Raw genomic sequence first — 19969 nt, forward strand, 5'->3', positions numbered from 1 at the left:
TAGGAGTTGAAGTGAAAAGAAGCGATGAGACCGGCGAGCGGCGGCTCCAGCCGCCGACGGCCGAGGCCGGTAGGTCCGGGGGCCGGTCCCTGCTGTTCGTGGGGCTCGGCGCGGCACTCGCGGCCGTGCTCAGTCTCGGACTGCTGAACGTGGCCTCGAGTGCCACGAGTTCCTCGCAGCAGACCGCGGGCGCGGCTCAGGCGCCCGCTGCCGCCGCTGCCGAGGTCCAGCCTGCCGCGGCCGCCAAGCCGGACTACCAGGTCGACATCATGAGCTACAAGTTCGGCGACGGTAAGCAGCTCGTCGTCGAGGCCGGCCAGACCGTCCAGTGGACCAACCACGACAGCGCCCCGCACACGGTGACCACGACCAAGGCCCCGGTGGCCTTCGACTCGGGGACTCTCAAGCAGGGTCAGTCGTGGTCGTACACCTTCACCAAGGTGGGGACGTACGAGTACTACTGCGCGGTGCACCCGGACATGGTGTCGTCCGTGAAGGTGGTCGCCGCGTCCGGCGGCGGTGGCGGTGGCGGTACGACGCCCACGCCCACCCCGACCGTGAAGCCGACCGGCACCCCCACGGCCACTCCGACGGCCACCCCCACCCCGACGGTGAAGCCCACCGGCACGCCCACCGCCACCCCGACGGCCACACCGACCTCCGGCGGTGGCTCCGGCTCCGAGCAGTGCGCCAGCATCGACAACGAGCTGCTGCCGATCCTGCAGCACCTCTACGCGGCGCACCTGTCGGAGTCCCCGGGCCAGCAGGTGCAGGACGCGCTTGCGCTCGACTCGTACCTCAAGATGCACACCGTGTGGATCGAGTCCATCCTCAAGCCGGCCGTCAGTGACGGTGGCTCGGTGGCCGACGACACCCTCACCGTGCTGCTCCAGCACATCTACTCGGCACACCTGGAGGAATCGCTCGGACAGCAGGTCACCGACCTGCTCGACGTCGACAGCTACGTGAAGATGCACACCGTCTGGGCCGGGCACATGCTCACGCCCACCACGGACTTCCTCACCGCCAACTGCTGACACATGGGTGGACGCCGTTCCGGCCGGGGCTCAGCCGGCCGGAACGGCGTCCATGACCATTCTCCACACCCTCACCACATTTCGGGAACCGCTTTCCAAGGAGTTCGGGATGACAACCGTCACCCTGCCCACCGTTCCTCCGCCCCGGCACCTCACCGTGGCCCCGGGCCGCTCGCTCGCCGAACTCACCGCCTGGTACGGGCCTTTGCCGGTACGGCGCCGGCGGGTACCGCTCGCCGGGGCGTCCATGGAGATGCCCCTGGACGCCGCACAGCCGTCGTTCCGCTTCGAGTTCGACGACCGTGAACTGCGGGCCGTCCTCACCTCCGAGCAGGTCGACGCGGTCCCCGGCGACCGGCTCCAGCTCACCGGCGACCTCCACCTGAACGACGTCGCCTTCCCCGTCCTGCTGCGGCTGCGGGTGGTCGAGCGGGCCGAGGACCGGCTGCTCGTCGTGGGCACGGCCAAGCTGCCGTACCGGCTGCTGCGCCGGGCCACCGGATTCCGGCTGCCGTGGCGGCTGCCGGCCACGCGCCTCAGGCTGCTCGTCGCGGTGGAGTTCGCGTGAGGGGGGTGCTGCGAGCCGCGGCGGTGCTCGCCCTGCTCGCCCTGGGGATGCTGCCGTACGGCCACGAGGCGTCGGCGGCGGGCTACTCCGTGGCCATGAAGGGGTACGCCTTCTCGCCGGCGTCCTTGAGCGTGCCCGCGGGGTCCACGGTCACCTGGACCAACTACGACACGGCCCCGCACGACGTGAAGACCACCTCCGGCCCGCTCTCGATCCACTCCCCCATGCTGAACAAGGGCCAGAGCTGGAGCTTCACCTTCACCACGGCCGGCTCCTACGGCTACGTCTGCACGGTCCACCCGGACATGACGGCGGGCATCACGGTCCGGGCGGCGGCCCCGGCTCCGAAACCCACCCCGGCGGCCCCGACGCAACACGAGCACACACAGCCGGCCACGAGTCAGGAACAGCACTCCACGATGCCGGGCATGACGACGAGCCGCAGCGCCGCGGCGCCCCGTGCCGGCTCGTCGCCCTCCCCCACGGCGTCCCAGGGCGCCGTACCGCAGATGGCACCGTCGCCGCAGTCCTCGCAGGCGGCGCAGCCGGCTGTGACCCAGACGGCCGCGTCCACGGTCCGGCCGCTGGACCCGCTGCTGGTGCTGGCCGGTCTGGTGGCAGGGGTCTCGGTGCTGTGCCTGCTCCTGGTGGGGTCGCGGGCCGCGGCGAGCGCCCCGCGCGGAGGTGAGGAGGGCGCGTAGGCGGGTGCGGCGGCCGTCCTGGCCGCACCCTCCCGACCACCCCCACCCAGGTGCCCCTAGGGCGTGCTCTTCCCCCGGTACCGCCGCATCTTCGCGCGCGCCCCGCACACCTGCATGGAGCACCACCGGCCCCGCCCCGCCGGGCTCCGGTCGTAGTACGCCCAGTGACAGTCCACGGCCTCACAGGCCTTCAGGCGGATCCAGGTGCCCGCGACCAGCGACTCGGCGACGGCGGCGGCGACGCGGGAGAGCAGGGGCCGGGCGTCGGCGGGGGCGAGGGCGGCCGAGCCGTCCGAGGCGGCCACCGTCAGGACCAGGGGCGCCGCCGCCAGCAACTCCCCGAGCGGCGTCACCGCGCGATGCGGCGGATGCCCGGCATGGGCCAGCAGCGCGACCCGCAGCGACTCCCGGAGTTCACGCGCCTGCGCCACCTCGCCCTCGGCGATCCCGAACCGCTCCCGCCCCTCCGGGGTGTCCAGCGAATCGGCACCCGACTCCAGGTCCACGGTGTTCACCAGGGACTCGACCAGGGCCAGTCCCCCGGGCGCGGGGGATCGCTCACTCATGGCTGCACGCTACCTAGCTAGGCAATTCCCTTGCGACGTTACCCCCGATGCGGGAGCATGCGGTAACCGTTACTGGTTACCCGCTTCTACAGGTAACCGCGCTTCAAGGAGGAAGCCATGGCCGTCGCCGGACTCGGAGCCGTCGTACTGGACTGTCCTGACCCCCGCGCGCTCGCCGGTTTCTACGCCGCTGTCCTCGGCGGCACCGTCGAGGGCGAGGGCGAGTGGGTGGACCTCAGGACCCCCGGCGGACCGTCGCTGGCCTTCCAGGCCGCCCCCGGTTTCGTACCGCCGAAGTGGCCGGCCCCCGACGCCTCGCAGCAGTTCCACCTGGACCTGACCGTCCAGGACCTGGACGCGGCCGAGAAGGAGGTGCTGGCGCTCGGGGCGAAGCCGCTGGACACCGAGGACCGCTCCCGCACGTTCCGTGTGTACGCGGACCCGGCTGGGCACCCGTTCTGCCTCTGCGCCTGCTGAACAAACTGTCCTGACCAGGAGGATCTCTCGTGACCGTCGCACGTTTCCGTTCCGTCGTGATCGACTGCCCCGACCCCCGCGCGCTCGCCCGTTTCTACGCCGGGATCGTGGGCGGCACCCCGGAGGACGACGACCCCGACTGGGTGGTCCTGCGCGTCCCCGGCGGCCCCCGGCTGGCCTTCCAGAGCGCCCCGGGACTCACCCCGCCCGAGTGGCCGCGGGCGGACCGCAACTCCCAGCAGTTCCACCTGGACTTCGACGGCGGGACCACGTGGGAGGAGATCGACGCGGCCGAGGCCAAGGTGCTGGCGCTGGGCGCACGGCTGCTGCACGCCGAGGACAAGGAGGACTTCCGGGTGTACGCGGATCCGGCGGGGCATCCGTTCTGCCTGTGCCGGATCGACCCGCTGTAGGTCCGGTCAGCCGTCGAGGTCCGCGATCTTCGCCGTGGACGGCTCGCGCCGCATCTGGGCCGCCTGCGCGGTGAAGTCGGACTCGCGCAGCAGCCGCTGGACGTTGCCCCAGGTCAGCAGGGCGAGCTCGGCCTCGTCCCAGCCGCGGCGCAGCAGCTCGGCGACCAGGTGGGGGTAGCAGGAGGCGTCGCCGAGCTCCTGTGGGTGGGCGGTGCCGGCGTCGTAGGTGCCGGACAGGCCCACGGACTCGGCACCGGCGACCGCGCGCACATGGTCGAGGTGGTCGGCGACGTCCCGGACCGTCGGGCCGGTCTGCTCGGCGGTCAGCGGCACCATGCACAGGCCCTTCGCGGCGCCGAGCCGGGCGAGCAGGTCGTCGGGGAGGTTGGCCGGGTGGGGGCGCAGGGCGCGGGCGGCGGAGCGGGTGAAGAGCACGGGCGCCTTGGCCACCGTCAGGGTCCGCCGGACAGTGGCGTCGGAGGCACCGGAGAGGTCGGCGAGGACTCCGAGCCGGTTCATCTCGCGCAGCACCTCCTCGCCGAACCGGGTCAGCCCCGCCTCGCTCGCCCAGGACACCCCGGTCAGGGTGAGGGCACGCAGGCCGAGGGCGTGCAGGGAGCGCAGGATCCCGAGCGAGTCGCCGAGTGCGGCGGCACCGGCGGGGCCGAGCAGGACGGCGATGCGGCCGCAGTTGTGGGCGTCGGTGGCCTGTCCCGCGGTGCGGGCCAGGCGCAGGCCCTCGGGATGGTTGCGTACGACGGTCTTCACCAGGTCGAGCTGTTCCAGGGTGGCGCCGACGGCCCGGTCCCCGTCGAGCCCCTCGGGCAGGTGCAGCGACCACATCAGGGCGCCCACATGCCCCTCCCTGAGCCTCGGTACGTCCGTGTCCACGGCGCTCTCGCCGACCTCCAGGTCGAACCAGGGCAGGTGGCGCAGCGCCCAGGGCAGTCCGCTGTAGCCGTCGGCGACGGGGTGTGCGGCCAGGAGTGCCCGGGCCCGCTCCAGGAGCTCGCCGCCCTGGCCGGAGCCCGGGGTGTACAGCTCCGGCACGGCCCCGAAGACCCGGGGCAGCTCTTCCACGTCGGCCGCGGGCTGCAGTTCGTCCTGGAGGTCTGCCATGACGGGCTCCGTACGTCGTGATCTTCCTGATCGCCGTACGGTCACCGTCGCACGGAGCGCGGGGGCCTTCCTGGTGGGCGGGGCGTTCGGGGGTACGCCGGTCCGGGTACCGCACGCCGCCCGGCCACCGGGCCCGCCGTCGTCCTCGGCCGTCGTGGCGCCGCTGACGTACGCGGGCCCCGGGCCCTCAGCCGTCGAGCTCGGAGAGCGTCGCGTTGGACGGGCCTCGCTTCGCCTGCAGCTCCCGTGCCACGTCCTCCGCCGCGCCCAGCACCCGGACCGCGTTCTGCCAGGTGAGCTTGGCGAGGTCGGCGCGGGACCAGCCGCGGTCCAGGAGTTCGGCGATGAGGTGGGGATAACCGGATACGTCGTCGAGGCCGTCCGGGGTGAACGCCGTGCCGTCGTAGTCGCCGCCGATGCCGATGTGGTCCACGCCGGCCACCTCGCGCATGTGGTCCAGGTGGTCGGCGACCGTCGAGACCGTGGCGACCGGGCGCGGGTTGCGCTCCTCGAAGGAGCGGTGCACCTTCATCGCCTCGGGCGTGGTCGCGAGGTGGTGGAAGCCGTGCTCGCGCATGTTCTCGTCGGCCGCGGCCGTCCAGTCCACGGCGGCCTGGAGGACGAACTTCGGGACGAACGTCACCATCGCCATGCCGCCGTTGGACGGGAGGCGTTCCAGGACGTCGTCGGGGATGTTGCGCGGGTGGTCGCACACGGCCCGCGCGGAGGAGTGCGAGAAGATCACCGGTGCCTCGCTCGCGTCCAGCGCGTCCCGCATGGTCGTCGCCGCCACGTGCGAGAGGTCCACGAGCATGCCCTCGCGGTTCATCTCCCCAACCACCGCACGGCCGAAGGCCGAGAGCCCCCCGACGCCGGGTTCGTCCGTCGCCGAATCCGCCCAGTCCACGTTGTCGTTGTGGGTGAGGGTCATGTAACGCACGCCGAGCGCGTACAACGCGCGTAGCGTGGCGAGGGAGTTGGCGATGGAGTGGCCGCCCTCGGCGCCCATGAGCGAGGCGATACGGCCTTCCGCGCGCGCCGCCTCCATGTCCGCGGCGGTGAGCGCGGCCCGCAACTGCGACGGGTACCGCGCGATCAACTGCCGTACGCAGTCGATCTGTTCCAGTGTTGCCGGTACCGCGCCGGGCAGGTCCGAGCGCACGTACACCGACCAGTACTGCGCGCCCACCCCGCCGGCCCTGAGCCGCGCCAGGTCGGTGTGCAGATGGGCCGACTGGTCGGCGGCGATGTCCCGCGCGTCGAGGTCGTAGCGGACCTGTTCGCGCAGCGCCCACGGGAGGTCGTTGTGGCCGTCGACGACCGGGAACTCGGCGAGGAGCTCCCGGGCCGTCGCCGCCGAACCGGTGGCCGTCACTTGCCGAAGCCGAAGCCGTTGGAGCCCTCGACCTTGGACCGCAGGCGCTTGCCCTTCTCGGTGGCCTGGTCGTTGAGCTCCTGCTGGAACTCCCGCATCCGGCCGAGGAGTTCCTCGTCGTGCGCGGCGAGGATGCGGGCCGCGAGCAGCCCGGCGTTGCGGGCGCCGCCGACGGAGACGGTCGCGACGGGGACGCCGGCCGGCATCTGCACGATGGAAAGCAGCGAGTCCATGCCGTCGAGGTACTTCAGCGGGACCGGGACCCCGATGACCGGGAGGGGGGTGACGGAGGCGAGCATGCCGGGAAGGTGGGCGGCCCCACCCGCGCCGGCGATGATCACCTTGAGGCCCCGCTCGGCCGCCTGCTCGCCGTACGCGATCATCTCGCGCGGCATGCGGTGCGCGGAGACGACGTCCACCTCGTACGCGATCTCGAACTCGTCGAGGGCCTGGGCGGCGGCCTCCATGACGGGCCAGTCGGAGTCCGAACCCATGACGATGCCAACAACGGGGCTCATTCGGTGATCGTGCCTCTCAGGTAGCCGGCAGCGTGACGTGCGCGTTCGAGAACGTCGTCCAGGTCGTCGCCGTAGGTGTTGACGTGGCCCACCTTGCGGCCGGGCTTCACGTCCTTGCCGTACATATGGATCTTCAGCTTGGGGTCGCGGGCCATGCAGTGCAGGTACGCGGAGTACATGTCGGGGAAGTCGCCGCCGAGGACGTTGACCATCACGGTCCACTTCGCGCGGGGGCGCGGGTCGCCGAGCGGCAGGTCGAGGACGGCCCGGACGTGGTTGGCGAACTGGGAGGTGATCGCGCCGTCCATCGACCAGTGGCCGGAGTTGTGCGGGCGCATCGCGAGTTCGTTGACGAGGATGCGGCCGTCGCGGGTCTGGAACAGCTCGACGGCGAGGTGGCCGACGACGTCCAGTTCCTTGGCGATGTTGAGGGCCAGCTCCTCGGCCTTGAGGGCGAGGGTCTCGTCGAGGCCGGGCGCGGGGGCGATCACGGTGTCGCAGACGCCGTTCACCTGCTGGGACTCGACGACCGGGTAGGCGACGGCCTGGCCGTGCGGCGACCGTACGACGTTGGCGGCCAGCTCGCGGACGTAGCCGACCTTCTCCTCCGCGAGGACGGGGACGCCGGCCCGGAAGGGGTCTTCGGCCTCCTCGGCGGAGTCGACCACCCACACGCCCTTGCCGTCGTAGCCGCCGCGGACGGTCTTGAGGACGACGGGGAAGCCGTCGCCCTCCGCCGCGAAGGCCGCCACGTCCTCGGGATCGCTGACGATCCGGTGCCGTGGGCACGGCACGCCGATCGCGTCGAGTCTCGCGCGCATCACGCCCTTGTCCTGGGCGTGCACGAGCGCGTCGGGGCCGGGGCGCACGGGGATGCCGTCCGCCTCCAGGGCCCTGAGGTGCTCGGTGGGCACGTGTTCGTGATCGAAGGTGATCACATCGCACCCGCGCGCGAACTCGCGCAGCGTGTCGAGGTCGCGATAGTCGCCGATGACGACGTCGCTCACCACCTGCGCCGCGGAATCCTGAGGGGTGTCACTGAGGAGCTTGAACCTGATGCCGAGCGGGATGCCTGCCTCGTGTGTCATACGCGCGAGCTGGCCCCCGCCGACCATGCCGACTACCGGGAACGTCACGACCCCAGGGTATCGGTCGCGCCACGGCGGCCGGATCCCGCGCCTCTTACCGGTCCTCTTACCAGCTTGTTTCCCTGTGTGTGAGTTCATCCACAGGCAAACGGGCAAGACGGGTGGTTAGCATGGGCTGAGTTGACGAATCCAATCGACTGGGGGCCTGTACGACCATGGGACATGGTTCCTCAGGGCTGCGAAGGGTCCTTCGCGAGGTCGCCAAATTCGGTGCGGTCGGCGGAGCGGGGCTCCTCGTCAACCTCGTCGTCTTCAACGTCGTCCGGCATCTCACCGACCTGCCGGTGGTCCGGGCGAGTGTTGTCGCCACGGTGGTGTCGATCGTCTTCAACTACATAGGGTTCCGTTACTTCACCTACCGCGACCGCGACAAGAGCGGCCGTACGAAGGAACTGACCCTGTTCCTGCTGTTCAGCGTGGTCGGCCTGGTCATCGAGAACGGCATCCTGTACGCCGCGACCTACGGCTTCGGCTGGGACAGCCCCCTGCAGAGCAACATCTTCAAGTTCGTCGGCATCGGCATAGCCACCCTCTTCCGCTTCTGGTCCTACCGCAGCTGGGTCTTCAAGACCCTCCCGGCCCGCGAGGCGGTGGCGAGCGCGGAGCACTTCCTGGAGGAAGTGGAACAGGCAGCCACCCGCAAGGGCCGCCCCCGGCAGCGAGCACTCTGACACCGCACGCGCTACACAAACCCCCACCGGACCGCAACGGGCCGCCGCAGGCACCCAGGGGCGCGGGGAACTGCGCAAAAACACCCGCCCCCACCGAACCCGCACCCGACCCCGCTCACCCGCCGGAGGCTCACCGCACCGTCGGCTCGTCCTCGTCCGGCAGTGACGACTTCAGCGGGGTGCGGGAGAGGAACAGGCCGAAGACCGGGGGCTGGGCCTGGAGCATTTCCAGGCGGCCGCCGTCGGCCTCCGCCAGGTCTCGGGCGACCGCGAGGCCGATGCCCGTGGAGTTGCGGCCGCTGATCGTGCGCTCGAAGATGCGGGCGCCGAGGTCGGCGGGGACGCCGGGGCCCTCGTCGGTGACCTCGATGACGGCCTGGTTGCCGGTGACGCGGGTGCGCAGCGCCACCGTGCCGCCGCCGTGCATGAGGGAGTTCTCGATCAGCGCGGCCAGGACCTGGGCCACCGCACCCGGCGTACCGACAGCCGTGAGGTGCCGTTTGCCCGAGCTGACGATCGCCCGGCCCGCACTGCGGTAGGCGGGCCGCCACTCCGCGAGCTGCTGCTGGATGACCTCGTCGAGGTCGAAGGTGACCGCGTTGCCGGCCCGGGGGTCGCGGGAGTTGGTCAGCAGCCGTTCGACCACGTCCGTCAGGCGCTCCACCTGGGTCAGCGCGACGTTCGCCTCCTCCTTCACCGTGTCCGGGTCGTCGGTGAGGGTGATCTCCTCCAGACGCATGGACAGGGCCGTCAGGGGCGTGCGGAGCTGGTGGGAGGCGTCGGCGGCCAGGCGCCGCTCCGCCGTCAGCATGCGCGCGATGCGCTCGGCCGAGGAGTCCAGCACATCGGCGACCCGGTCCAGCTCCGGGACGCCGTAGCGCTTGTGCCGGGGCCGTGGGTCGCCGGAGCCGAGGCGTTCCGCGGTCTCGGCGAGGTCGGTCAGCGGTGAGGCCAGCTTGTTGGCCTGGCGGATCGCGAGCAGCACCGCGGCGATCACCGCGAGCAGTGCCACCAGACCGATGATCAGGAGCGTACGGCCGACCTCCCGGGTCACCGAGGAGCGCGGCTCCTGCACGGTGACCGTCTCGCCCTCCTCGCCCTTCTCGGTGGAGCGGATGACCTCACCGGTGGGCCGGGCACCGACCTCGATCGGGTCCTGCCCGGGAATCCGGATCACGGCGTACCGTTCCTGCGCGACCTGGTCGCGCAGGATCTCCGCGGTCACGTCCTCCGCGGCGAAGAGCCGGCTGTCCACGATCCCGGCCAGCCGGATCGCCTCGGAATCCACCCGCTCCTGGGCGCTGTTGCTGATGGTGCGGGTCTCGACGATGACGAGGGAGACGCCGAAGACGGCGATCACCACGAGCACCACGGCGAGCGTGGACTGGATCAGTCGACGGCGCATGTCCTCTTACCTGCCGGCCGGATACCCCGACGGATACCCGGGGGTTCAGCTCTTCTCGAAGCGGAAGCCCACTCCTCGTACCGTCGCGATGTACCGCGGGTTGGCCGCGTCGTCGCCGAGCTTCTTGCGGAGCCAGGAGATGTGCATGTCGAGCGTCTTGGTCGAGGACCACCACGTGGTGTCCCAGACCTCGCGCATCAGCTGGTCCCGGGTCACCACGCGGCCCGCGTCCCGCACCAGGACCCGGAGCAGGTCGAACTCCTTCGCGGTGAGCTGGAGTTCCTCGTCGCCCATCCACGCCCGGTGCGACTCGACGTCGATCCGCACCCCGTGGGTGGCCGGCGGCTGGGCCGGCTCGGCCGCCCCGCGCCGCAGCAGGGCCCGGACCCGGGCGAGCAGCTCGGCGAGGCGGAAGGGCTTGGTCACGTAGTCGTCGGCGCCCGCGTCGAGACCGACGACGGTGTCCACCTCGTCGGCACGTGCGGTCAGGATGAGGATCGGTACGGCGTGGCCCTCGGCGCGCAGTCGGCGGGCCACCTCGAGGCCGTCCATGCCGGGCAGACCCAGGTCGAGGACGACCAGGTCGATGCCGCCCTGCATTCCGGCGTCGAGTGCGGTGGGGCCGTCCTCACGCACCTCGACCTCGTACCCTTCCCGGCGCAGGGCGCGGGCCAGCGGCTCCGAAATGGACGCATCGTCCTCGGCGAGCAGTACACGGGTCATGAGCTGATGGTAGACCGCTCCTGACACATGCTGGGGTGTGATCACGACCCAGTGGTTCTTACCTTTCATGGCTGGGGGGTGAACCTGTGACTATGGGGTGCCAATTCAGTAAGGACCTTAGAAATCAGGTGTACGGTTCCTCGGTCACCTGTGATTCACCTCTCAAGTCCTTCCATTTCCGTCAGTATCCTGTCGTATGGTGAATCAACTGCCTGTCGCATCGTGGGGACCTTTGGCGCGCATCCGTCGCTGAAGGTCTCTTTTGTGTGCGGTGATCCCCACCAGCAAGGAACGACCATGGCGTCCAGCCTGACGAAGGACTCGGTGACTGAGGGCACCCCCGGTTCCGACAAAGCCTTCTTCGGCCACCCCCGCGGACTGGCCACCCTCTTCATGACCGAGATGTGGGAGAGGTTCTCCTACTACGGGATGAAAGCCCTGCTCACCGTCTACCTGCTCTCCGGCGGCCCCGACGCCGGCAAGGGCAGCATGGGCGGCGGCCTCGCGATGGACCTCGCGACCACCACCGTGATCGTCTCCGTCTACTCGGCGATGGTCTATCTGCTCGCCATGCCCGGCGGCTGGCTCGGCGACCGCGTCTGGGGCCCCCGCAAGACGGTCGCCATCGCCGCCGTCACGATCATGGCCGGCCATCTCACGCTGGCGCTGCCCGGTGGCCAGGCGCCGTTCTTCGCCGGCCTCGCGCTCGTCGCGGCCGGTTCCGGGCTGCTCAAGGCCAACATCTCCACGATGGTGGGCCACCTGTACGACGGCCCGGACGACCCGCGCCGCGACGGCGGCTTCACGATCTTCTACATGGGCATCAACGCGGGCGCCTTCTTCGCCCCGCTGGCCGTCGGCACCGTCGGCCAGGAGGTCAGCTGGCACCTCGGCTTCGGCATGGCCGCGGTCGGCATGGCGATCGGTCTGGCCGCGTTCCTGCTCGGCACCCGCAACCTGAGCCCGGTCAGCAACGTCGTCCCCAAGCCGCTGGCGGCCGAGGAGCGCGCGGCCTGGCTGCGCAAGGGCCTGTTCTGGCTGATCGCCGCGACCGTCTTCTACGGCGTCGTCGGCATCACCGGCCACTTCACACTGAACTGGGCGATGATCCCGCTCACCGTCATCGGCCTGGTCGTCCCGGCGGGTGTGCTGCTGCGCATCAAGCGGGACAAGGAGCTGACGGCCGGCGAGCAGTCGAAGATGTCCGGCTACATCTGGTTCTTCGTCGCGGCCGCCCTGTTCTGGATGATCTACGACCAGGGCGCGTCCACGGTCCAGGCGTTCGGCTCGAACGACCAGAAGACGGCCGGCTCCCTGCTCGGCTTCGCCTTCCCGACCTCCTGGTACCAGTCGTTGAACCCGCTGTTCATCATGGCGCTGGCCCCGGTCTTCGCCTGGCTGTGGGTGTGGCTGAACCGCAAGGGCAAGGAGCCCGGCACCATCGTGAAGTTCGCGATGGGTCTGTTCCTGGTCGGCGTCTCGTTCTTCTTCTTCCTGATCCCGATCGCGATGGCGGCGAACGGCACCGCGGTCAGCCCGATGTGGCTGGTGGGCATCTACTTCATCCAGACCGTGGGTGAGCTGTGCCTCTCCCCGGTCGGCCTGTCGGTGACGACGAAGATGGCTCCCGCGAAGTACGCCTCGCAGATGATGGGCGTCTGGTTCCTCGCGGTCACCGCCGGCGACTCGATCACCGGCCTGCTGTCCAACCCGGCGATCGCCGGGGCCGACCTCAGCGGGACCCCCGCGGTGTTCGGTGAGGCGGCGCTGGCGGCTCTCGCCGGGTTCGCCGTGTGGATGTACCGGCGCAAGGTGAAGTCCCTCATGGGGGACGTTCGTTAGGGCCGGCACCAGAAACGACGGGGCCGTTGGAATCCGGGTGGGTTCCGACGGCCCCGTCGCTTCACGTGCCGTGCGCGGTTCCCCGCGCCCCTGAGCGCGTTACCTGGTCCGCCTTCCCGGCATGAAGGTGAAGATCGCGCCGCCCAGCAGCACCGCCGTGCCCGCCACCAGGCCCAGCGCCTTCAGGGCCGCGTGGTCGTCCGCGCCCGTGGCAGCCAGGCCGCCGCTCGTCGACGTACCGGACGAGGAGCCGCCGGAGGACGACGAACCACCCGACGCCCCGCCCTCCTGCTCCTTCGTGGTCAGGGTCAGGGAGACCTGCGTCTTGTCCGGCTTGCAGGTCGTGGTCGTACCCAGGGCCTCGATCGTCAGCACACCCGGCGACAGTGTCGACTCCCCGGTCGCACCCGGCTTGTACGTGCCCGTCATGTCCGGGATCTCTATCGGGTCGCCCGACTTGATGGCCGCGGAGTTGGTGGGGCCCTCGACATGGACCGAGCCCGTGTCGTCGCCGCCCAGCACCACGTCCATGGAGGGCTTGACCGAGTTCGCCGGGATGTCGGCGGGGCTGTCCATCGGGGAGTTCTTGAACTGCACGGTCAGGCCGTAACTGCCGCCGTTCTTCTTGGCGTTGACCTGGATCGTGGAGGTGGCCTTCTTCTCGCCGAGGGGCGACTGGCAGGTGTAGGGGATGTCGACCGCCTTGCCGGTGAAGTCGGTCTGGCCGTCGTCGGAGGAGGTGGCGCTCGGGCCGGCCGTGGCCGTGTCGGTCGGGGTGGGCGTCGGTGTGGGGGTGGCGGTGTCCGTCGGATCAGGCGTCGGTGTCGGGGTCGGTGTCGACGTGCCGTTCCCCGCGGCCACGTCGATCGTCCCCGCCGCCGGAACCGTCTCCGTCGGCGTGCACACCGTGTTCGTGCCCATCGCGTTCACCGTGTAGGCGCCGGGCGTCAGGGTGACCTGCCCGGCCGCCGTCAGCTTCAGCGTGCCCTTCATGTCGGACAGCACCATGGCGCCGCCCTTGGGGATGGCCGGGTTCTCGCGCGGGCCGGTCATCGCGAGGTCGGCGCTCTGCGCGCCGGACACCTTCAACGTCCCGGTCGGCTGGACCGAGTTCGCCGGCAGGTCGATGATGTTCGGGTTCTTGGACGCGGCCTGGGTGAACTTCCACACCACGTCGATCTCGTCACCGGCCTTCGCGCCGGCCGGAGCGGTGATCTCGACCTTGGTGGTGCCGTCGACGGGGTCGAGGCCGACGCCGGCGGGCGGCACGCACCGGGTCGCGAACGACACCTCCGCGGCCTGGGCGGGGCCGGCCGCGAGGCCCAGGACCACGCCCGCACCGGCCAGCACCAGCGCCGCACCGGCCGCGCTCGCTCGTCGCGGCCCGCCGGCCGGTGGGACTCTCCTTCGCTTGCTCACGTGGAACCCTCTCTGGTGGGAGTCGTGGGACTCGTCGGGCTGTCGTCGTGCGGTGCGGAGAGCCGGCCACCGGCCGTGCCCGGATCGGCGTCCGGGGTGAACCACGGCAGGGTGGACGTCGAGGGGGCCGCGTGCGCGGCCGTGGAGGGCTTGAACCCCGGCAGGCGCAGGGCGAGTTCGGGCAGCCGCAGGCCGCGGTGCCGGACACCTCCGGCGGGCCGGGGCCGTACCCGGTCCACCACCGCCATGCCGATGCGGAACAGCGCCGCGGGCACCACCAGGCAGACCAGGATCCAGAACAGGGTCACGCCCCAGGGCCGGCCCACTCCCCAGGGCTGCTCGGCCAGTACCTTGCCGCCGTACTTCAGCGAGACGGTGTACTCGCCGTGCGCGCCGCCCGTGAGCTCGACGGGCAGTTCGATCCGCGCCTTCCCGCCCGGCCTGATCGTGCCGCGCCACTGCTGTTCCTCCCACTGCGGGGCGAACACGCCGTGCGCGGTGCCCACTTGGAAGACCGGGTTCCGGACGGCGGAGGTGCCGACGTTTCCGACGGTGAACACGAGGGTGCGGGCGGGGGGCGCCCCGAACCAGGTGAGCAGGCCCCCGGAGCCGTCGAGCGCGGTGTCGGTGAGGACGGACAGCCGCCCGCCGTCCGTCTGGGCGGGCAGCGGTTCCACGGCGTGCCCGGCCACCTGGAAGATCGCGTCGGCCTCGGCCTTCGCCCCGGTCACGGTGGCCACGTGCACCACGCAGGGACAGGGCACCGGCGGCTCGGCGACGGGCAGCTTCCTGCTGAAGCGCCCCTTCGCGTCCGTCGTGACGGCCCGGCCGTCCGCGTTGGCACAGGAGTTGGTGCCGCCCGGCACTCCGCGCGAGGGCACCGCCTGTCCGCACACCAGGATCATCAGCAGCGCCCGCTCGCGCCAGCCGCTGCCGCTCACGGTGATCGAACCGCCGGTCCCCGCCTGGGACTTGGACAGCTTCACGCTCGGCTTGTCCGCCGCGGCCGCCGTCCCCGCGAGCGGCGCGAGCAGCAGCGCGAGCACCGCCGCCAGCACCGCCCACCGCACCCTGCCACTCGGGCTCACGTCGTCGCTCCCGTCAACTCGGCTTCCGTACCGGGGATTCGGGCCCGGATGCGGCCGTACGACGCCTCGGGCGCCGTACGAGAGACCGACCGGCGCCCGCCACCGCGGCGCCGGGCGGGCCGGACCGCCTGGACCGGGCCGCTCAGCGGCGTACGCGGGCGGCCTGGTGGCGCCGGGTCAGCCACAGCGTGCCCGCCGCGCCGGCGAGCAGCACCGTGCCGCCGAGCGTGCCGAGAGCGATCGCCGAGTCCTCGGGGCCGGTCTGCGGGAGTGCGGCGCTCTCGTCGCCGCCGCTGTCGCTCTGAGTGCCGCCGGAGGAGCCCGAGGCGGCGGTGACGTCCAGGGTCAGCGCGGCGCCGGGGCTGTTGGTCGGCGTGCAGGTGGTCGTCGTACCGAGTGCCTTGATGGTGAGCACGCCCGGTGTGAAGGTGACCTTGCCGGACTTCTTCGGGGTGTACGTCCCGGTCAGGTCGTTGATCTTGATGGGGGTGTTGGCGGGGACCACGGCCTGGTTGGCGGGCCCGGTCACGTTCACGGTCCCGCTGTCCGCGCCGCCCAGCTTGATGGTCGCGCTCGGGTTCATCGCGCCCTTGCCGAGGTCGACCGGGCTGGAGGAGACGCCCTTCTGCCAGGACATGGTGAGCTTGTAGCCGCCGCCGCTCTTGACGCCCTTGATGTCGATGGGCGAGACGGCGCTCTTGTCACCGATCGGCGTCTTGCACTGGTAGTTGACGTTCACGACCGCGGCACGGGCAGCGGGGGCGGCCATCAGCACCGCCGAGCCGGCCAGAGCCGCGACGGACGCGAGCGCGGCGGTTCGTTTCGGGTACGACACGGTTCCGCTCCCCTTACTCGTTCCTGACGGCACATCAGATCGGCCGTCAAGGTACGCCGGGGCACCGGAGGAAGGAAGAGAAAGTAAGTGGCGGAACTGTGGGGACACCCGCGGGAGAGCGCCGGACGGCGGCTAGGCGGGTGCGCCGAGCTCCGCCCACACGGTCTTGCCGGTCATCCCGGGAGCCCGTACCACTCCCCAGTCGAGGCAGAGGCGCTGCACGATGAACATGCCGTGCCCGCCGGGCCGTCCCGCCCGGTGCGGAGTGCGAGGCGCCGGCTGTCCGGTCCCGCGGTCCGACACCTCGAGCCGGATCACCTTGTTGTCGCAGGAGATCCACAGCTGGTCCGGGCCCTCCGCGTGCAGACACGCGTTCGTCACCAGCTCCGAGACGACCAGCAGCACGTCCTCCGCGGCGGCCCGCTGGTCCGCGGACGCCGCCGGCAGCCACCCCCACGCGTACAGCGCCTGCCGGGTGAAGTCGCGCGCGAGCGGGACGACCCCGCTCTCCCCCTCGAAGCTCAGCCGGCGGACCTGCCGTCCCGTCGGCACCTCTGCTTCGCCGCCAGGCTCCACGCCGGGCTCCGGGTCACGGTCGCCCGGCGAGTAGGGCCGGGTGGTGCTCATCAGCGCTTCACCTCACCGATTCACCGGTTCACGATTCAAAACGTCGCTGCGTGGTCGCTCACCGAACAGTCAGTACGGATGTCTCCTGCCCGGGCGGACGGGTAGAACACCCCTCCATTCGGGACGTATGTCCGCCATAAGGGGTGTGACACCCGGTGGACACCGGCCGGAGGAGACGAACGGGGCATGAGCGGGGCCACCGGGGCCGCCACCCGACTCGCCGCCTCAGTCACCGGGCTCGTCGGCCAGGGCCTCCTCCAGCGTGTCGTGCACGGTGAAGACCGCGTCGGCCCCCGTGATCTCGAAGACCCGTGCCACGACGGGCAGCATGCCCGCAAGATGTACGGCACCCCCTGCCGCCTCGGCCTTCAGCCGTGCCCCCAGCAGCACATTCAGTCCGGTGGAGTCACAGAACTCCAGCCGTGTGCAGTCGACGACAAGCCGGCTCTTCCCCTTGGCGAGGCACTCCTCGAGTGGCTCACGCAACAAATCGGCCGTGTGGTGATCCAACTCACCTGCTGGAGTCACGACGGCGCTGGAGCCCTCTTGCCGCACCTCAACCAGAAGCCGGCCAGACTGTGCGCTGCCGACCGTCCCGCGGTCCATGCCGTCTCTCTCTCCCGACGTCGTGGCTGCTGATGACGCCCTCGAACACTACGCCTTCTCCACACCCTCCGACACCCGAACAATCATTCACAAACGGACATAACCGCACAGAACGCACTTGCGATCGTGTCGGGAAACCGGGTAGGGCTAGTACAGACACGTACTCGACACGGTCGGCTTTGGAGGCGCCGCACACCGCAGTGCACGAACTGGCTTCGGCAGCCATATGCCGAGAACGATGGAGGACATCATGTCACCCCGGCTCGACGCCTCGCATACCCCACAGGCGACGTCGACATCCCCCCCGGAACATCTGAATCCCATCGAGCAGAACGGCGATGACGATGTGCTCGCCGGGCTCCCGGACATCCCGCCCTTCGAAGAGGTGGGGGCCGTGGACGCGCGAGCCCTCTCCAAGACCCTCTTCGCGCGGCTGGAGTCGCTGGAGGAGGGCACGCACGAGTATTCGTACGTCCGCAACACGCTCGTCGAACTGAATCTCGCCCTGGTCAAGTTCGCCGCCTCCCGCTTCCGCTCCCGCAGTGAGCCGATGGAGGACATCATCCAGGTCGGCACCATCGGCCTGATCAAGGCGATCGACCGCTTCGAACTCAGCCGGGGGGTGGAGTTCCCCACCTTCGCGATGCCAACCATCGTCGGCGAGATCAAGCGCTTCTTCCGCGACACGTCCTGGTCGGTGCGGGTCCCGCGCCGCCTCCAGGAGCTCCGGCTCGACCTGGCCAAGGCAGGCGACGAGCTGGCCCAGAAGCTCGACCGCGCCCCCACCGTGGGCGAGCTCGCCGAACGCCTCGGGCTCTCGAAGGAGCAGGTCGTCGAGGGCATGGCGGCGTCCAACGCGTACACCGCCGCCTCGCTGGACGCCCAGCCGGAGGAGGACGACTCCGAGAGCGCGCTGGCCGACCGGATCGGTTACGAGGACCACGGCCTCGAGGGCATCGAGTACGTCGAGTCCCTGAAGCCGCTGATCGCCGCACTCCCTTCCCGGGACCGTCAGATCCTCTCGCTGCGCTTCGTCGCGGGCATGACCCAGTCGGAGATCGGCGACGAGCTCGGGATCTCGCAGATGCATGTCTCGCGGCTGCTGTCGCGGACTCTGGTACGACTGCGCAAGGCGCTGACCGTCGAGGAGTGACGCGTCGGCACCACTGACCTGCGCGTGTGCCCGGTGTCCGGTGGGACACCGGGCACCGTGCGTGCGGGGCCCGTCGCGGTTACTCGGCGAAACCCTTTCCCCCACGGTGCGCTTCCCTCACTATGGTCCCTCACAGACTGGCCGGTACGTCAGGAGGAGGGTGCGCATGACTCGCCCCGACGGGGCGTCCGACGCCCGGCTCACGGAGCTGCTGCGCGCCGACACGGCCACGGCGTACGCGGCCCTGGTGGAGCTTCGCGCCCGCCACCAGCCCTCGGTGCTGGCCTACGCCCGCCTCTGCACGGCCGGGGAGAGCGCCGCCCGGCAGCTGGCCGCGCAGACCTTCACCCTCGCCGCCCGGGAGACCGCCCGCGGGGTCGACCCCGGCGTCCCGTGGCGCCACCGGCTCCTGCTGCTGACGGCCCGGTCGGCGGCCGCGTGGGCCGGCGACGACCGCGCGGCGGGCCTGGACCCGGGCGTCCTGCTGCTCCTGAACACGGCGGGGCCGGCGGGCCCGGTGCCGCCCGTGCTCGCCGCCTTCGAGTCGCTGCCGGCCCGCACCCAGGGCCTCGTCTGGTACGGCCTGGTGGAGGGCGAGCCGGAGCAGCGCACCGCCGACCACCTGGGCCTCACCCGCGCGGACGTGGTCCACGGCACGGAGGGGGCCCTGCACTCCCTGGCCCGCACGTGCCTGAGACTGCGCCTGGCCGCCTCGGACGACCCCCGGTGCGCGGACTTCCACCGCCTCATCGAGGAGTCCGTACGACCGGACAGCCCCCGCGTCAGCGCCGACCTGCACGCCCACATGGCCCACTGCCCGCACTGCACGGCGGCCCACGAGGAACTGTGCGCGCTGCGGGACACTCCGCGGGCGGCCCTGGCGGAGGGTCTGCTGCCGTGGGGCGGGGCGGCGTACGCGGCGCGGAGCGCGCCCGAGCCGCAGGCACGACCGCGGGCGGGGTCCCGTACGGCGTCCGGCACGTGGCCGAGGCCGCGTCCGCTCGTCCTGGCCTCGGCGGCGCTGGGAGTGGCTCTGGTGCCGCTGTTGCTGTTCCTGGTGCCGCAGGAGGGCGACTCTCCGGCGGACGTGTCGGCCTCGGCTTCGGCCTCTGCTTCAGTGGGCGTGGCGCTGCCCGGCCCACCGCAGGTGACGGTGACGACGACGGTCTCGCCCTCGCCGTCCCCCTCCCCGTCGACCAGGCCGCCGACCCCCTCCCCCACGAAGAGCCCGGCACCGCCCCGCCGGACGAGTCCGCCGCCCTTCCGCGCGCCGGGCGGCTCCTACGCCCAGGTGGTCAACGTCGCCACGGGACGCTGCCTGGACGTCCACGGCGACTTCGCCGAGGGCACGGACGTCGTCACGGCCCCCTGCACCTCGGCCGGCTCCCAGCGCTGGCGCGTCGACACCGCCCGAGGCGTCCTCCAGTCGTCCGCCGACCCCGACTTCTGCCTGGACAGCCGCGGCGACGTCGACAAGGGCCTCGGCATCTGGTCCTGCGACTCGGTCGAGGGCCGCAACGGCGACAACCTGCGCTTCACGGTCGACCCCGACGGGGTGATCCGCCCGGCGATCGCCATCGCGACGGGGATGACACCGGGAGGCGGGGCCAAGGTCTCGCTGGAGCCGCTGACCGGGGGCGCGGAGCAGCGGTGGCGGGCGGGAGCGGCGTAGCGGCGG

21 protein-coding genes are annotated in these 19969 nt (G+C 71.2%); 9 read left to right on the forward strand and 12 right to left on the reverse strand.

From position 1 onward, the window contains the following. Window positions 1-11: 11 nt before the first annotated feature. From ACGFWE_RS29465 to ACGFWE_RS29475, 3 genes are all read left to right on the forward strand, one after another. Window positions 12-1037, forward strand: coding sequence for a cupredoxin family copper-binding protein (locus ACGFWE_RS29465; protein WP_352388158.1), 1026 nt, complete (start codon window positions 12-14; stop codon window positions 1035-1037). A 109-nt stretch (window positions 1038-1146) separates the two neighbouring features. Beyond that, window positions 1147-1605: a hypothetical protein gene (locus tag ACGFWE_RS29470; RefSeq protein WP_352388160.1), complete on the forward strand. Its 459-nt coding sequence runs from the start codon at window positions 1147-1149 to the stop codon at window positions 1603-1605. Continuing rightward, complete coding sequence (locus tag ACGFWE_RS29475) at window positions 1602-2306, forward strand: plastocyanin/azurin family copper-binding protein (protein ID WP_393602862.1); 705 nt, start codon at window positions 1602-1604, stop codon at window positions 2304-2306. Before ACGFWE_RS29470 ends, ACGFWE_RS29475 begins: the two co-directional genes overlap by 4 nt. Window positions 2307-2362: 56 nt before the next feature. Here the strand turns inward: ACGFWE_RS29475 and ACGFWE_RS29480 are convergent, their stop codons facing one another. Continuing rightward, window positions 2363-2872: a CGNR zinc finger domain-containing protein gene (locus ACGFWE_RS29480; RefSeq protein WP_352388164.1), complete on the reverse strand. Its 510-nt coding sequence runs from the start codon at window positions 2870-2872 to the stop codon at window positions 2363-2365. A gap of 117 nt (window positions 2873-2989) precedes the next feature. On the opposite strand from ACGFWE_RS29480, the gene ACGFWE_RS29485 reads away from it, so the two are divergent. Next, on the forward strand, window positions 2990-3349 hold the full coding sequence (locus ACGFWE_RS29485) for a VOC family protein (RefSeq protein ID WP_352388166.1): 360 nt from the start codon (window positions 2990-2992) through the stop codon (window positions 3347-3349). A gap of 29 nt (window positions 3350-3378) precedes the next feature. Then, window positions 3379-3762 carry a VOC family protein gene (locus ACGFWE_RS29490; protein WP_352388168.1) on the forward strand — a complete coding sequence of 128 codons (384 nt, stop codon included), beginning with the start codon at window positions 3379-3381 and terminating at the stop codon, window positions 3760-3762. A 6-nt stretch (window positions 3763-3768) separates the two neighbouring features. Here ACGFWE_RS29490 and ACGFWE_RS29495 read toward each other — a convergent pair whose 3' ends face one another. From ACGFWE_RS29495 to ACGFWE_RS29510, 4 genes are all read right to left on the reverse strand, one after another. Further along, window positions 3769-4881, reverse strand: coding sequence for a dipeptidase (locus tag ACGFWE_RS29495; protein WP_352388170.1), 1113 nt, complete (start codon window positions 4879-4881; stop codon window positions 3769-3771). Between the two features lie 187 nt (window positions 4882-5068). Continuing rightward, window positions 5069-6256: a dipeptidase gene (locus ACGFWE_RS29500; RefSeq protein ID WP_352388172.1), complete on the reverse strand. Its 1188-nt coding sequence runs from the start codon at window positions 6254-6256 to the stop codon at window positions 5069-5071. Next, window positions 6253-6750, reverse strand: a complete 498-nt coding sequence (gene purE, locus ACGFWE_RS29505) for a 5-(carboxyamino)imidazole ribonucleotide mutase (RefSeq protein ID WP_057611575.1) — start codon at window positions 6748-6750, stop codon at window positions 6253-6255. The genes ACGFWE_RS29500 and purE overlap by 4 nt, the downstream gene beginning before the upstream one ends. Before the next feature lie 20 nt (window positions 6751-6770). Further along, window positions 6771-7910 carry a 5-(carboxyamino)imidazole ribonucleotide synthase gene (locus ACGFWE_RS29510; RefSeq protein ID WP_393602865.1) on the reverse strand — a complete coding sequence of 380 codons (1140 nt, stop codon included), beginning with the start codon at window positions 7908-7910 and terminating at the stop codon, window positions 6771-6773. A 167-nt stretch (window positions 7911-8077) separates the two neighbouring features. Here ACGFWE_RS29510 and ACGFWE_RS29515 point away from each other — a divergent pair, with 167 nt between their 5' ends. Further along, window positions 8078-8593, forward strand: a complete 516-nt coding sequence (locus ACGFWE_RS29515; RefSeq protein WP_352388176.1) for a GtrA family protein — start codon at window positions 8078-8080, stop codon at window positions 8591-8593. A gap of 130 nt (window positions 8594-8723) precedes the next feature. Here the strand turns inward: ACGFWE_RS29515 and ACGFWE_RS29520 are convergent, their stop codons facing one another. Further along, window positions 8724-9998 (reverse strand): ATP-binding protein, encoded by a 1275-nt coding sequence (locus ACGFWE_RS29520; protein ID WP_352388178.1) that lies wholly within the window; start codon window positions 9996-9998, stop codon window positions 8724-8726. Between the two features lie 45 nt (window positions 9999-10043). After that, window positions 10044-10721 carry a response regulator transcription factor gene (locus ACGFWE_RS29525; RefSeq protein ID WP_007382513.1) on the reverse strand — a complete coding sequence of 226 codons (678 nt, stop codon included), beginning with the start codon at window positions 10719-10721 and terminating at the stop codon, window positions 10044-10046. Window positions 10722-11018: 297 nt separating this feature from the next. Between ACGFWE_RS29525 and ACGFWE_RS29530 the strand changes: the two genes are divergently transcribed. Then, window positions 11019-12563: an oligopeptide:H+ symporter gene (locus tag ACGFWE_RS29530; protein ID WP_352388180.1), complete on the forward strand. Its 1545-nt coding sequence runs from the start codon at window positions 11019-11021 to the stop codon at window positions 12561-12563. A gap of 99 nt (window positions 12564-12662) precedes the next feature. On the opposite strand, the gene ACGFWE_RS29535 is transcribed toward ACGFWE_RS29530, so the two are convergent. The 5 genes from ACGFWE_RS29535 to ACGFWE_RS29555 all read right to left on the reverse strand — a co-directional run bounded on the left by ACGFWE_RS29535 (window position 12663) and on the right by ACGFWE_RS29555 (window position 17138). Continuing rightward, window positions 12663-13913, reverse strand: coding sequence for a hypothetical protein (locus ACGFWE_RS29535; protein ID WP_393603450.1), 1251 nt, complete (start codon window positions 13911-13913; stop codon window positions 12663-12665). Between the two features lie 65 nt (window positions 13914-13978). Next, window positions 13979-15070, reverse strand: a complete 1092-nt coding sequence (locus tag ACGFWE_RS29540; RefSeq protein WP_393602868.1) for a hypothetical protein — start codon at window positions 15068-15070, stop codon at window positions 13979-13981. Window positions 15071-15212: 142 nt separating this feature from the next. After that, entirely contained in the window at window positions 15213-15905 is a 693-nt protein-coding gene (locus ACGFWE_RS29545) for an LPXTG cell wall anchor domain-containing protein (RefSeq protein ID WP_393602870.1), read from the reverse strand. A gap of 132 nt (window positions 15906-16037) precedes the next feature. Beyond that, window positions 16038-16532, reverse strand: a complete 495-nt coding sequence (locus ACGFWE_RS29550) for an ATP-binding protein (RefSeq protein WP_352388186.1) — start codon at window positions 16530-16532, stop codon at window positions 16038-16040. Between the two features lie 225 nt (window positions 16533-16757). Next, window positions 16758-17138 (reverse strand): STAS domain-containing protein, encoded by a 381-nt coding sequence (locus ACGFWE_RS29555; RefSeq protein ID WP_352388188.1) that lies wholly within the window; start codon window positions 17136-17138, stop codon window positions 16758-16760. A gap of 238 nt (window positions 17139-17376) precedes the next feature. Between ACGFWE_RS29555 and ACGFWE_RS29560 the strand changes: the two genes are divergently transcribed. Then, window positions 17377-18291 (forward strand): RNA polymerase sigma factor SigF, encoded by a 915-nt coding sequence (locus tag ACGFWE_RS29560; RefSeq protein WP_393602873.1) that lies wholly within the window; start codon window positions 17377-17379, stop codon window positions 18289-18291. A 166-nt stretch (window positions 18292-18457) separates the two neighbouring features. Then, window positions 18458-19963, forward strand: a complete 1506-nt coding sequence (locus tag ACGFWE_RS29565; protein WP_352388192.1) for an RICIN domain-containing protein — start codon at window positions 18458-18460, stop codon at window positions 19961-19963. Window positions 19964-19969 lie beyond the last annotated feature (6 nt).

It is taken from the genome of Streptomyces sp. NPDC048523, assembly GCF_043199815.1.
Lineage (GTDB): Bacteria > Actinomycetota > Actinomycetes > Streptomycetales > Streptomycetaceae > Streptomyces.